At 55.9% G+C, this 13,482-nt stretch carries 13 protein-coding genes; 4 read left to right on the top strand and 9 right to left on the bottom strand.

Translation table 11 applies throughout. The features are described from left to right. Positions 1 to 60 precede the first annotated feature (60 nt). Entirely contained in the window at positions 61 to 798 is a 738-nt protein-coding gene (locus CA832_RS10090) for an MlaE family ABC transporter permease (RefSeq protein WP_088341502.1), read from the top strand. Then, positions 798 to 1,565 (top strand): ABC transporter ATP-binding protein, encoded by a 768-nt coding sequence (locus CA832_RS10085; protein WP_088341501.1) that lies wholly within the window; start codon positions 798 to 800, stop codon positions 1,563 to 1,565. Before CA832_RS10090 ends, CA832_RS10085 begins: the two co-directional genes overlap by 1 nt. Here CA832_RS10085 and CA832_RS10080 read toward each other — a convergent pair. Genes CA832_RS10080 through CA832_RS10070 form a run of 3 tightly spaced genes read right to left on the bottom strand, consistent with a single transcriptional unit; the run spans position 1,562 to position 4,727 of the window. Beyond that, positions 1,562 to 3,028 carry a DUF389 domain-containing protein gene (locus CA832_RS10080; protein WP_088341500.1) on the bottom strand — a complete coding sequence of 489 codons (1,467 nt, stop codon included), beginning with the start codon at positions 3,026 to 3,028 and terminating at the stop codon, positions 1,562 to 1,564. The two genes, CA832_RS10085 and CA832_RS10080, sit on opposite strands and share 4 nt — an antisense overlap. A 4-nt stretch (positions 3,029 to 3,032) precedes the next feature. After that, positions 3,033 to 4,121 (bottom strand): mannose-1-phosphate guanylyltransferase, encoded by a 1,089-nt coding sequence (locus CA832_RS10075; RefSeq protein ID WP_088341499.1) that lies wholly within the window; start codon positions 4,119 to 4,121, stop codon positions 3,033 to 3,035. Next, the gene (locus CA832_RS10070) at positions 4,122 to 4,727 is read right to left on the bottom strand and encodes a SprT-like domain-containing protein (RefSeq protein ID WP_088341498.1); all 606 of its coding nucleotides are present in this window, start codon (positions 4,725 to 4,727) and stop codon (positions 4,122 to 4,124) included. An 89-nt stretch (positions 4,728 to 4,816) separates the two neighbouring features. Between CA832_RS10070 and CA832_RS10065 the strand changes: the two genes are divergently transcribed. Further along, positions 4,817 to 5,230, top strand: coding sequence for a hypothetical protein (locus CA832_RS10065; RefSeq protein WP_088341497.1), 414 nt, complete (start codon positions 4,817 to 4,819; stop codon positions 5,228 to 5,230). Here the strand turns inward: CA832_RS10065 and CA832_RS10060 are convergent. The 6 genes from CA832_RS10060 to porV all read right to left on the bottom strand — a co-directional run bounded on the left by CA832_RS10060 (position 5,220) and on the right by porV (position 11,356). Then, on the bottom strand, positions 5,220 to 5,900 hold the full coding sequence (locus tag CA832_RS10060; protein WP_088341496.1) for an SDR family NAD(P)-dependent oxidoreductase: 681 nt from the start codon (positions 5,898 to 5,900) through the stop codon (positions 5,220 to 5,222). The two genes, CA832_RS10065 and CA832_RS10060, sit on opposite strands and share 11 nt — an antisense overlap. Next, positions 5,900 to 6,886 (bottom strand): M28 family metallopeptidase, encoded by a 987-nt coding sequence (locus tag CA832_RS10055; protein ID WP_088341495.1) that lies wholly within the window; start codon positions 6,884 to 6,886, stop codon positions 5,900 to 5,902. The genes CA832_RS10060 and CA832_RS10055 overlap by 1 nt, the downstream gene beginning before the upstream one ends. Beyond that, a complete protein-coding gene (locus tag CA832_RS10050; RefSeq protein WP_088341494.1) occupies positions 6,886 to 8,499 on the bottom strand; it encodes a pyruvate dehydrogenase complex dihydrolipoamide acetyltransferase in 1,614 nt (537 codons plus the stop codon). The genes CA832_RS10055 and CA832_RS10050 overlap by 1 nt, the downstream gene beginning before the upstream one ends. A gap of 11 nt (positions 8,500 to 8,510) precedes the next feature. Next, a complete protein-coding gene (gene pdhA, locus CA832_RS10045) occupies positions 8,511 to 9,509 on the bottom strand; it encodes a pyruvate dehydrogenase (acetyl-transferring) E1 component subunit alpha (RefSeq protein WP_088341493.1) in 999 nt (332 codons plus the stop codon). 133 nt (positions 9,510 to 9,642) lie between these two features. Next, a complete protein-coding gene (locus tag CA832_RS10040; RefSeq protein ID WP_088341492.1) occupies positions 9,643 to 10,128 on the bottom strand; it encodes a cytidine deaminase in 486 nt (161 codons plus the stop codon). 82 nt (positions 10,129 to 10,210) lie between these two features. Further along, positions 10,211 to 11,356: a type IX secretion system outer membrane channel protein PorV gene (porV, locus tag CA832_RS10035; protein WP_088341491.1), complete on the bottom strand. Its 1,146-nt coding sequence runs from the start codon at positions 11,354 to 11,356 to the stop codon at positions 10,211 to 10,213. 431 nt (positions 11,357 to 11,787) lie between these two features. On the opposite strand from porV, the gene gldJ reads away from it, so the two are divergent. After that, positions 11,788 to 13,458, top strand: a complete 1,671-nt coding sequence (gene gldJ / locus CA832_RS10030) for a gliding motility lipoprotein GldJ (protein ID WP_088341490.1) — start codon at positions 11,788 to 11,790, stop codon at positions 13,456 to 13,458. Positions 13,459 to 13,482: the final 24 nt, after the last annotated feature.

Genomic DNA, 13,482 nt, shown 5'->3' with positions numbered 1-13,482 from the left:
CCCAGGGTTAAATCCTCGTGAATATTCTTATTTTTAACCCATCCAGTACAGCGGGAGCCTATGAGTTACATGACCTCCATCGGGAGCTATGCCATAATGGTGGTGGAAACCTTCAAAAAGCCCACCAAATGGCATGTGATGCGCACCCTCATCCTGAAGGAAATCGATGAGCTCATTTACGGGTCCATGGGGATCATCATCTTTATCTCCTTCTTTATCGGGGGGGTGGTGGCCATCCAGACGGCCCTGAATATCAGCAACCCGCTCATCCCCAAAAACCTGATCGGGTTCGCTACACGCCAGTCGGTGATCCTGGAGTTTGCCCCAACCTTCACTTCCATTATCATGGCCGGGAAAGTGGGGTCCTATATTACCTCCAGCATCGGCACCATGCGGGTTACCGAACAAATAGACGCCCTGGAAGTCATGGGCGTGAATTCCCTTAATTACCTAGTTTTCCCGAAGATCGTGGCCATGTTCCTCTACCCCTTTGTGGTGGCTATTGCCATGTACATCGGAATCTTTGGGGGTTGGATTGCCGGGGTTTTCGGGGGGTTTTCCTCCAGTGCGGATTTCGTTGAGGGCCTGCAACTGGATTTTATCCCGTACCATGTAACCTATTCTTTCATTAAATCGGTGGTTTTTGCCTTTGTGATTGCCACGGTGCCCTCCTACCACGGGTACTATATGAAGGGCGGTGCGCTGGAGGTGGGTAAGGCGGCTACGGTCTCTTTTGTCTGGACCAGTGTGGTGATCATTGTATTGAACTATATCCTCACCCAACTCATGCTAGGCTGATGATCGAAGTAGGCGACCTGTACAAATCCTTTGGCGACACCGAGGTCCTGAAAGGGATCAGCACCTCCTTCGAGAAGGGAAAGACCAACCTGATTATCGGGCAAAGCGGGTCGGGGAAAACGGTATTCATGAAATGTATGCTGGGCCTGATCAACCCGGATAAGGGATATATTCGCTACGAAGGCCGGGATTATTCGGAAATGGCCCTGGCCGAGAAGCGCAACCTCCGGCAGGAAATGGGGATGGTCTTCCAGGGTAGTGCCCTGTTCGACTCCATGACCGTGGAAGGTAATGTGATGTTCCCGCTGGACATGTTTACCCGCCAGTCGCGCTCGGAAATGCAGGACCGGGTAGATTTTGTCTTAAAACGGGTGAACCTGGTGGATGCCCACAAGAAGTTTCCATCCGAAATCTCCGGGGGGATGCAGAAGCGCGTGGCCATTGCCCGCGCCATTGTAATGAACCCGAAATACCTGTTTTGCGACGAGCCCAACTCCGGGCTGGACCCCAAAACGGCCATCCTGATTGACAACCTCATCCAGGAAATCACCCAGGAATACAACATTACCACCGTCATCAACACCCACGACATGAACTCTGTGATGGAGATCGGCGAGAAAATCGTGTTTTTAAAGGACGGGTGGAAGGCCTGGGAAGGGAGCAATAAGGATATCTTCCGCACCGACAACGAGGCGGTTACGAATTTTGTTTACTCTTCCGAACTCTTTAAAAAGGTACGCCAGATGTACCTGGAAGAACGCAACTAGCGCCCGGCTTCCCTTACCTGTATTTTCGGGTTTTTGAGCCGCACCTGCAGCCAGTTGGCCATTTTCTGGAGGTTTTCCTGCTGCCGCGCGGGCGGCACATCTTCCTTCCAACGCACCTCGAATACCGGGATGGTATCGGTCTTGCTGAAATCGGTCTGCAGGGTGTAGGCAAAGCCCAGCCCGGCCAGGTCCTCGTAGTTGGCGCGGGCTTCGGCCGTGATATCCGCAAAGGGCAGCAGGGCACTTGAAAAGCTCTGCATCTGGGAGAGCTCTTCTTCCAGCAGACGGATGCGTTCATCCTTGTTGAGGAGCTCGACCTTCTTGGCCTCGTAGAGTTCACTCACGTACCGGAACTTCTCCTCCGAATCGTCCTGCCCGCCCTGGACGATTTTCAGTTCGGTATCCTGGAGCTTGGAGTATTGGTTCTTCCGGTTCCGCCAGGATTCAATGACATTTTCAGGGATGGGGTCGTCTCCCATACAGACCAGTTCTATGGAGGACGTCTCATCGTCCTCGTAGAGGATCTGGGAAAGGTTGGGCATGTACCTCCCGTTGCCGGGAAACTCGTAGACCCCGATGGTCTCCGCAATAAATTCGTTGGCCTGGATCCGGTAGCGGGATTCCTGGAAAACCTGATAGAACGTAAGCCCGGCAGGGACCATTACCGCCACGGCTACCAGGGAAGCCATCCGGGCGATAAAACGGCGGCGTTTGGAATTGGCATAGCGCACCATGGGAAAACGCAGGAGTTTGAGCACCAGGAAGGTGGCCAGGGCGATAAAGATGGTGTTAATGATAAACAGGTACATGGCCCCTGCCGCGTAATCCCAGTTGCTGATGGCCAGGCCGAAGCCTACCGTACACAGGGGGGGCATAAGGGCCGTGGCAATCGCTACCCCGAAAATCACGCTGGCAATGGTACCCTTTTTGGCACGGGCGATAACCAGGGCCAGGCCACCAAAAAAGGCGATGAGCACATCCCGGATATCGGGTGCGGTACGGGCCAGCAATTCCGAAGACTCGTCCCGCAGCGGGAAGAATTCGAAGAACAGGTAGGCCGTGAGCACGCTCAGCACCACCATAACGGTAAAGTTCTTCAGCGAACGCCTGAGGGTGTCGATATCGTTGATGGCAATGGACATGCCAATCCCCAGGATGGGTCCCATCAGGGGCGAAATCAACATGGCGCCGATAACTACCGCGGTAGAGTTGGCATTGAGCCCCACCGAGGCGATAAAGATGGAACACACCAGGATCCACGCTGTATGCCCCTTGAAGGTAATGTCTGCAATGATCGCCTCCTTGGCAGCGTCCTGGTCTGTATTGCCTCGGATATCGAGGAGCTCGGAAAGGAACTTCCGGACACTGCCAAGGAGCCCCTTAAAGTCTTTTTTTACCGCTTCCCCGCTGGAGTCCTCTCCCGGAGTGGTCTGTACATTCCCCTGGTCTAATGGCTTTTCCATATGTTTAGATATAAGTATCCCCAAAGGTATCCCCTACCCGGGACACCCACTGTTTTATTTCCTGTTCCCGGTCCCGGGGCATGACCAGCAGCACATCGCCCTGGTCTACAATAATATAGTTGTCCAGGCCCTCTAAAACGGCAATCTTCCCTTCCGGGAGGCGCACCATATTCCCGGCGCTTTCCCGGGTGAGGACCCTCCCCTGTACCACGGCGTTGCCGTCCTCCCGCTTCGGGAGCTTGTCGTACAGGGACCCCCAGGTTCCCAGGTCATTCCAGTCGAACCCGGCCGGGAGCACAAAAACGGCGTCGGATTGCTCCATCACGGCGTAGTCGATGGAGATGTTCTCGGCCTTCGGATATTCGCTCTTGATAAAGGCCTCCTCCTCCGGGGTATTCATCACCCCTTCCCCCACTGCCAATAGGCTGTACTGCTCGGGCTGGTATGTGCGGAAGGCCTCCACAATGGCGGAAGCGCTCCAGGCGAAAATCCCGGCATTCCACAGGAAGTTCCCCTGTTCCAGGAACCCTTTAGCCGTTTGGTAATCAGGCTTTTCCCGGAACTGCATCACCCGCTTCAGGCCCGGGGTGTCCCTAGCAGAAGGATCGTATTCGATATACCCGAACCCCGTATTGGGGAAGGTAGGTGTTATACCCAGGGTGCAAAGGGAATTGGAGGTGCTGCATTGCTCAAAACACGCCAGCACATCCTTTTCGAACGCCGCCTCGTCTTCGATCCAATGGTCGCTGGGGGCTACCAGCATGAGGGCTTCCGGGTTTAACTTCCGGATCTTCAGGGCTGCGTACAGGATACAGGGGGCTGTGTTGCGCATGGCCGGTTCCGGGACCACCTGGTCTGCCTCAATCCCGGGGAGCTGCTGCAGTACCAAGTCTGTATACCGCTCGTTGGTCAGGATATAAATCTGGTTTTCCGGAATAAACCGGGCAAGGCGGGAAAAGGTCTTTTGGAGCAGGGATTGCCCGGTTCCCAGCATGTCGTGGAACTGTTTGGGAAAACCTTGCGTACTGACCGGCCAGAATCGGGAGCCCACGCCCCCGGCCATCAATACCGCGTAATACTGGGTAGCCTTCATTTAAGCTTCTTTGAGGAGTTCTACTTCGGCGTGCGGCTGAAAAAGATACAATTTTCCCGTCGCAACTTCCATGCATTGGTAGCGTTTTATTTTGCGTTCCCCCTTGCGGAACACCCTCCCGTTCTGCAGGCGGAAAACTGCCCCTGCCGGGAGTTCGAAAACAAACTGCGGCCGCTCTGTGGTCGGGTCGTAGGCCTTTAATGCCAGGGACAGGCGGGTATCGGTACTGCTGCTTGCCCTGGGGTTTCGGAAATGGGCAGCCAACAGCGGCAAGAGCCCTTGGGGGAATACCTCCGGCCTCAGAAAGGGAAGCATCAGGTGCTGGAAGGTCTTTTTCCATTGGACCCCATGAGGTTTTATCCGGTACCCGTAACGCTCAAACGCCACCAGATGGGCAATCTCATGGATCAGGGTAATAAGGAACCGGTATGGGTTGGCGGTGGCGTTCACCGTAATCAGGTGGCGGCCGTCCGGGAGGCGGCGGTAATCGCCGTGGCGCGTCTGCCGGCTCCTGACGATTTTAAGGTGTACCCCATGGGTGCGGATCAATTCCATACAGGGGCCAAGAGCCCGTTCCGGGATGTAGGGGGCAAGCGCAGCTTCCATGGGGACAAAAGTAGGTATTTCGACCTGGATTCCGCGGAATACCTCCTGTTTGAAGCAACCCTCTGCCTTTTTGGTTATCTTAGTGACATATGAGATTCGCTGCACCTATTATCGTCCTATTGCTTCTCCTCGGATGCAACAAGGATAAAACCGACCCCATAGACACCGACCGCCTGGAAGGCAAGTGGGTCCTGGCCGAAGTGCTGTTCGACCCGGGGGACGGAAGCGGGGAATTCACCCCAAGCGACGCCGGGTTCAGTATTACCCTCAGGGCAGACAATACCTTTGAGGCCAACTACAACATTTGCCGGGTCTTTGAAGAAGGAGACCGGATGGATGGGGAATTTACGCGGATCGCGGCCGGGGAAATCCTGATTGCCTGCAGCGGGCAACTCACCAACGGGATCCAGGGCAGGATTGAGGATGGCCGGCTCCTTTTCTACTATCCCTGCATTGAGCCCTGTATCTACAGGTTTGTGAAGGTGTCGGACGCTACGGAGTAGAATTGCTTACCTGCAGCACTTTTCCATTGTATAGTGCCTGTCCGTTCAGGGCAAAATGAGCGATATAACCCGCCATTTCCGCAGCTGTTACCGGAGCCTTGTACCCGGGGAAGGCTTCTTCCAGCATTTCGGTTTGCACAGCACCCAGGGCCAGGGCGTTAAAGGCCGGGCCGGTTTCCTTGTATTCCTCAGCCAGCAACTCGGTTAACGTGATTACCGCCCCTTTGCTGGAACTGTATGCGGCGAGGCCCGGGAATTTGGCACTCCCCTGTATACCCCCCATGGAACTGACCACCACCACGTGCCCTTTTGGGTTCAGGTGGGGCAACAGTGCCCGGGTGAGTCGGGCTACCCCAAAGACGTTTACCTGGTAGACCTTCAGAAAATCTTCCGTGGTGGTATCGGCAAAGGGTTTGTTAACCAGGCGGCCAGCGTTGTGGATGAGGGCATCGGCCTGCCCCCAATTACTGGCCACCCATTGGGCGGCTTTTTGGCAGCCCTCCTCACTACCCAGGTCAAAGGCCGGGGCGTGGACGCCCTCCAGGCCCAGTTCCAGGCAGGGTTGGTTGTTGCGGGAGAGGGCCAGGACCCGGTGGCCCTGTCCGGCCAGTTGGCGTACAAGTTCAAAGCCGATGCCCCGGCTGGTACCGGTTACGATTATGGAAGCCATCAGTTCTGTTTTAGTTCCCCGGCAGGGCCATTAGCCACCCCATAGACCACGCGGGTCAGGGCATTTACCAGGCGGGCCATGTGTGCGAAATCCATTTCGTCCGCTTCGTCCCCAGCCTGGTGGTAGTGGTCATAATTGGTAAAGTCGAAAGTGGAATAGGTGTGGGAGGGCACGCCAAAAACTTCGTAAAAAGGATAATTATCGGATCTTTTGAACAGGTTGTATTCCCGGGCCTGGGGCAGGAACCCGACCAGGTTTTCCCCGGCATACCGGTTGCTGACCTCCGCAAGGTTAGACATATCATACCCGGTCAGGTAAAGCTGGTGGTCTTTTCCCTCCATGGGCACCCCCGTCATTTCAAAATTCAGGACTGCATACAGATTTACCCCCTGTTGCTGCAGCCGGTTGGCCAGGTGGCGGGAGCCCAGAAGCCCCCGTTCCTCGGCACTGAAAAATGCGATAAGCACACTCCGGTTGGTCCTGGGGCTGCCCGCGAGGAAGCGGGCCAGTTCCAAAACTGTTGCCGTCCCGGAGGCATTGTCGTTGGCCCCGTTGGCTATCCGGTCGCCGTCCTGCATGGGCAACAGCCCGATATGGTCGTAATGGGCGCCGATCAGGACGATTTCCTCTTTCAGCTCCCGGTCCTTCCCGGGCAGGTAAGCTACAATGTTGTATGCGATCTCCTTACTGTTGGTAAGGGTATCCCGGTAAGACGGGAAATACGGTGGGATGCGCATTTGGCGGAGGTTCTCCTCCAGGTATGCCGCGGCGGAGTCCAACCCCGGAGAACCAGTATCCCGGCCCATGAGGTCGTCGGAAGCCAGGTATCGCATCGAAGTCCCCACCCGGAGCGAATCGCTGGGCGTCCAGGCCTCGGCGGAAACCCTTCCGGCCGACTTGCAGGAAGCCAGGCACACGCAAAACAGGGCTACAGGCATCCAGAATAGGAACCTGTGGGGAGCTGTGCGGTGGGCTCCCGGGCGCATCAGGCCAGCATGGTTACCGGGTGTTCCAGGTACGCCCGAAGGGTTTGAAGGAACTGCGCCCCGGTGGCGCCATCCACCGTGCGGTGGTCGCATGCCAGGGTAATGGTCATGGTATGGCCCACAACGATGTTGCCATTCTTCACTACCGGTTTTTCCACAATTGCCCCTACCGAGAGGATGGCGGAATTGGGCTGGTTTATAATGGAGGTAAACTCCTGTATGCCAAACATCCCAAGGTTGGAAACCGTAAAGGTGCTGCCCTCCATTTCGGCGGGGGCAATTTTCTTGTTTCGGGCCCGTCCTGCCAGGTCTTTGACAGCCGTACCGATCTGGGTGAGGCTCATCTGGTCAGTGAACTTCAGGACCGGAACCACCAGGCCGTCTTCGACTGCCACGGCCACCCCAACATGCACATGTTGGTTGTACCGGGTGGTATCGCCATTCCAGGACGTATTTACCTGCGGGTGCTTCTTAAGGGCCATGGCACAAGCCTTAACCACCATGTCGTTGAAAGAAACCTTGGTGTCGGGCAGCTCGTTGATCCGGGAGCGCGAAGCCATAGCCTCTCCCATATCTACCTCTATGGTCAGGTAATAGTGAGGGGCGGTGAACTTGGATTCCGCCAGGCGCTTGGCAATGACCTTGCGCATCTGGGAATTCTTGACTTCCTCTACCTGCTCGGTACCGGCAGGGGCGGCAGCCATGGGGGACGCAGCCGGGGCAGCCGCTGCAGCAGCCGGTTGGGCCTGCTGGGAGGGCTGGTAATGTTCTATATCCCTTTTAATGATCCTTCCATTGTCTCCGGAACCGGTCACGGTACTCAGGTCAATCCCGCGATCCTCGGCCATACGGCGGGCCAGGGGAGAGACAAAAACTCGGTCCGAGGAAGTTGTTGCGGCAGGGGCCTGTGCCGGGGCGGCCTCCTTCTCCTCCTTGGGCGCAGGGGCAGCGGCGGGCTGGCCTGCAGCTTCTGCTGCCGGGGCAGATCCGGCGCTTAGAACGGCCTGCACATCTGTGCCGGCAGGTCCTATTACGGCGAGGATGGCATCTACCGGGGCAGACTCGCCCTCCCCGATGCCAATATGCAGCAGGGTTCCTGAATAAAAGGATTCAAACTCCATGGTGGCCTTATCGGTTTCAATCTCGGCCAGGATATCCCCTTCTTCCACGGTGTCGCCTACCTTTTTGATCCAGGCAGCTACCGTGCCTTCTTCCATAGTATCGCTCAGACGGGGCATTTTTACGATTTCAACGCCCTCCGGCACAGCGGCCGCAGGGGCCTGTGTGGGAGCCGGAGCTTCCTCCTTGGGTTCAGGCGCAGCCGGGGTACTTTCGCCTCCACCTTCTCCGTTGAGCAGGCCAGAAATGTCTTCTCCCTTTTCGCCTACAATGGCCAAGAGGGCATCCACCGGGGCACCTTCGCCTTCGGGGATCCCGATATGGAGAAGGGTGCCCTCGTAAAAGGACTCAAACTCCATGGTGGCCTTGTCGGTTTCAATCTCGGCCAGGATATCGCCTTCCGAAATGGAATCCCCCACCTGCTTGAGCCATTTGGCTACGTTACCTTCTTCCATGGTATCGCTTAAGCGGGGCATGCGTATGATTTCTGCCATCTGCCTGTATCTTATAATTTATGTTGCAGGAACGGGTAGTCCTCCTGTTCGTAGACCACGTCGTAGAGTTGTTCTATGGGCGGGTAATCCGAATTTTCGGCGAAGGTTTCGCACTCCTTCACCAGGTTCTTTACCCGCTTGTCTATCGCTGCGACCTCTTCGTCCGTAGCGTACTTCTTGTCGCGGATCACATCCAGGACCTGGGTAATGGGGTCTATTTTCTTGTACTCCTCCACTTCCTCCTTGGTCCGGTAGTGCTGGGCGTCGGACATGGAGTGGCCCCGGTAGCGATAGGTTTTCATTTCCAGGAAGGTGGGGCCGCCCCCGCTGCGGGCGCGTTCCACTGCCTTGGAAACCTCCTCGGCCACGATAGCCGGGTCCATCCCGTCCACGGGGCCACATGGCATTTCATATCCCAGACCCAGTTTCCAGATTTCGGTGGAATGAGAGGTACGCGCCACGGAGGTCCCCATGGCGTAGCCGTTGTTCTCACAGATAAAAACCACCGGGAGCTGCCAGAGCATGGCCAGGTTAAACGCCTCGTGGAGGCTACCCTGCCGGACGGCACCATCGCCCATATAACAAAGGGTAACGGAATCCCTGTCAAAGTACTTGTCGGCAAACGCCAGGCCAGCACCAAGCGGGATCTGCCCGCCTACGATGCCATGCCCCCCGTAAAACCGGTACTCCTTGGAGAAAATATGCATGGAGCCCCCCATTCCCTTGGAAGTTCCGGTAACCTTGCCGTAGAGTTCGGCCATAACCTTCCTGGGGTCCACACCCATCCCAATGGGCTGCACATGGTTCCTGTATGCTGTAATCATCCTGTCCTTCTCCAGGTCCATGGCGTGGAGCGAGCCGGCCAGGACTGCTTCCTGCCCGTTGTACAGGTGGAGGAACCCACGGACCTTCTGCTGGATATATACCGCGGCGAGTTTGTCCTCGAACTTCCGCCAGAACAGCATGTCTTCATACCATTTGAGATAGGTCTCTTTGGTGATTTTTTTCATCAATGCCTGTTTAGTCGTTAACCAAAGGGGGGGTAAACTTCGAATCCGCCCCCATGGTGAAGGGCAAAAATACATATTAAATCATTCACGAAAAAATACCTTTCTGGAATGAAATGAGCCCTGTGCAGCGGGGTTACAGGAGGGCATTGGGGCCAAACCCCAGGGGTAGCAGGGCAGCTGTGGAAGGGCATTCAAATACCCGGCCCCCGGAGGCCTGCAGAAGATAGCGGATAGGGGATTGCTGTCGGAACTCGTACTCGTGGATGGACTGGCGGCAATTGCCACAGGGGGCGGCGGGCTCGTCGTCCTGGGCACCTTCCGGGTTTACGTGGATGGCAATACAGCGGATGGCTACCCCCGGGTAACGGGCTCCGGCCTGGAAAACGGCTACCCGCTCCGCACACAGGCCCGAGGGGAAAGAGGCGTTCTCCTGGTTACTGCCAAGGACCACCTCCCCATTATCCATGCGTACGGCAGCCCCCACCCGGAAGCGGCTGTAGGGTGCGTAGGCGGATCGGGCCGCCTGTTCGGCCTGTGCCAACAGCTCCCGGTCCGCTTCGGTAAGGGCCTGCCGGTCCGGGTAGATCAGCATTTCGAAACCAATGTGTTTGCGTTCCATAGGCAAAAGATACGACTTACCCGGCGGAAGCCACAAAAAAACCCGCCATGAGGCGGGTCTGTATTTTGAAACAAAAAAGGGATTAGTCGTTATAGAACTCCTCACCCAGATTGAAGCTAAGGGAGAAGCGAAGGGTGTTCTCCAGGGGGTTTCGCACCTGTGCCGTAGAGAACAGATAGGAAAGGTCTATCTGGATATTGTTATACCGGAACCCCGCCCCAAGGCTGAAGAATTTCCGGAACCCTTTTTCTTCGGATTCGTTAAAGTAACCACCCCGCAGCATGAATTGCTGGCGGAAGCTGTATTCGGCACCCAGGGCCCAGGTCATCTCCTGCAACTCCTCTGAAAAGCCGTCCGGGGCGTCGCCCAGGGATTTAAAGACCCCTTCGAAAAACCCGATACTCTGGTATTCCTGGTTGTCTTCCAGGTCCAGGTCCCCGTCGCCGTCAAAATCCTGGGGCGTTGGCACCAGAAGTTTATTGACCTCAGCCGTCAGGGCCAGGACGTTGTCTGCGTCGAAGATAAAATCGAAGCCTCCGCCCAGGGCCAGGTTGGTGGGGAGAAAGTTTTCCTGCCCGCCGTCGTCGTATTTGATTTTTCCACCGAGGTTGGAAATATTGAAACCGGCCCTCCAGCGTCCGTCGAAGCTGTTATAAGCTTTTTCCGGTCCGCGGTAGTACCCGGCAACATCCACGGCAAAGGTATTGCCGGATTGCACGGCATTGCCCAATTGCGGGATCTCCAGGTTGGAGCTGATGAAGCGACCGGCTACAGCCATCGAGAAAAAGTCCGAAAGTTTCAGGGCGTAGGACCCGTCAATAGCGAGTTCGTTGGGTTTGACCAACTGTCCTTCTTCCTGGAAAGTATTCCGGAGCTCGATCTCCCCCAGCGTGAAATAGCGAAGGGAAACGCCAAAGGCGCTGCGCTCATTTATTTTGTTGTAAAAGCTACCGTTAAGCAGGGCTATATCAGTAATGATACTCTCCAGGTAAGGGGTATAACTGATACCGATGCCCATCTTGCGCTCGGCAAAGGCAAATTTGGCAGGGTTCCATTGCTGGGAAAAGGCGTCGGTGGTGGTGGCCACTCCTATATCCCCCATGGCGGACGAACGGGCATCCGACGCAATGGTCAGGAAGGGCACGGCAGTGGTAATAACGCGTTCGCCTTGCTGCCCCATAGCCTTACCGGCTATAGCCAGCAAAACAAGGATCCATAGTTTTTTCATTTCTACTAGGGCGTTTTAGTGCTTCAAAATTGATAATAAACAAAGAATAACAAAAATTTATCCGATGTATTGTATGCAAACGTCTTTTTCGGTTAAATCTTGTGCCGGCACCCGGTAATTTCGACCACATGCCGGGCAGTCCGCTGCCGCAACCGCTGCGCTTCCCTTTGCCCGCCACCCGGAATGACCTGCAGGGACATTGCCCCGGGCATCTTCAAAAAGGATGGGAACCCTCATACTATTATGGTTTTTTAGCCGTTATCATTGGAAATAACAGTGGCCTGGACATGCCCTGCCAACCGGGGTCCATTTTTTAGGCGCTGTATAAAATATAATGGGCAATTGCCCGTTGTATATGCCGTAAAGCCATAAAAATAAGTGAGCGACCTGGGCCCGATGTCCCCGGTTTTGAACCTAAGTCCTAAATACAGATGAAACACACACGAATCAGCGCATTTCTCTCGGCAATACTCGTTGCCGGTTCTTTTGGCCTTCAGAGCTGCAAGAACTCCTCCGGGGGAGGTTCCAAGAACGTATCCCGGGCCACTGGCTGGAAGATTAATGCCAAGGAAGGAGGTTTCCAGTACAATACGGAATTCAAGGAGCAGGAAACCGCCCCCGGCCTGGTTTTTGTCGAAGGAGGAACATTCACCAAGGGGAAATTGCAGGACGACGTGATGCACGACTGGAACAACACCCCCACCACCCAGCACGTCCAATCCTTCTACATGGATGAAACCGAGGTGACCAACGTGATGTACCTGGAATACCTGGACTACCTCAAAAGTGTTTACCCCCCCGAAAACCCCCAGTATACCAATATCTATGTAGGTGCCCTCCCGGACACCCTGGTATGGCGGAACAGGCTTGGGTTTAACGAGACCATGACCAACAACTACCTGCGCCACCCCGCCTATGCCGAATATCCGGTGGTGGGCGTGAACTGGGTGCAGGCCGTGCAGTTTGCCGAATGGCGTACCGACCGCGTGAACGAAGCCATGCTCGAGCGGGAAGGTTACCTGGCCGACGAAGTAAAATACCGCGCCATGAATGGCGAAATAGGCGGGACTTTCAGTACCGAAGCCTACCTGAACCGTCCGGAATCTGTATACGGCGGCCAGATAGACTCCCTGGTTGGGAAGGCCCAGAAGGACTCCGTACCGGTTTTCGCCACCCGTAGCAGCGGGATTATCATGCCGGAGTACCGCCTGCCCACCGAAACCGAGTGGGAGTACGCCGCACAGGCCCTGGCGGGAAGCCGGGAGTACAACAACTACCGCGGCCGGAAGAAATACCCATGGGAAGGCGATTACACCCGTAATGGCCAGCGCGTGGGACGGGGCGATCAGCTCGCCAACTTCAAGCAGGGCAAAGGAGACTACGGCGGGATTGCCGGGTGGTCCGACGACGGAGCCGATATCACCGCTCCGGTTAAATCCTACAAGCCCAATGACCATGGTCTGTATGACATGGCCGGGAACGTAGCCGAGTGGGTGGCCGATGTATACCGCCCCATTGTAGACGACGAAATCAGCGACTTCAACTACTTCCGCGGAAACGTCTTTATGAAGAAAGCCATTGGCGAAGACGGGAAGGTAGTTGTACTTCGCGACAGCATCAAATACGACACCCTGCCCACTGGGAAGGTGGTTGCCACCAACCTGCCGGGTGAAATCAAGATGGTTCCCGTAGACGAGGAAGAGACCTACCTGCGGACCAACTTCTCCAAGAGCGACAACCGCGGGTACCGCGACGGGGATGCCAGTTCCTCACGCTTTGCCTCCTACTTTGCCGACGAAGAGGAAGAGACCCCGAAAATGTACAACGCACCCGCCCACAAGGTGGAGCGCGATTCTGCCGGCAACCTCATCCGCCAGTACGACGAAAGCAATTCCCGTACCAGCCTGATCAACGACGAGGTGCGGGTATTTAAAGGAGGGTCCTGGAGAGACCGCGCCTACTGGCTGGATCCGGCCCAACGCCGCTACCTGCCGCAGTATATGGCCACCGACTACCTCGGGTTCCGCTGCGCCATGTCCCGCGTGGGGTCTAAATCCAAACTCAAGAACAAAACCGTTCGCGGCAAAAAAGTCCGCAAATAAGGAAACGTAAATCCTGACCTGAAA

The sequence above is a fragment of the Robiginitalea sediminis genome (assembly GCF_002198115.1).
GTDB classification, from domain to species: domain Bacteria; phylum Bacteroidota; class Bacteroidia; order Flavobacteriales; family Flavobacteriaceae; genus Robiginitalea; species Robiginitalea sediminis.
This window is presented reverse-complemented; position numbering and strand designations above follow the sequence as displayed.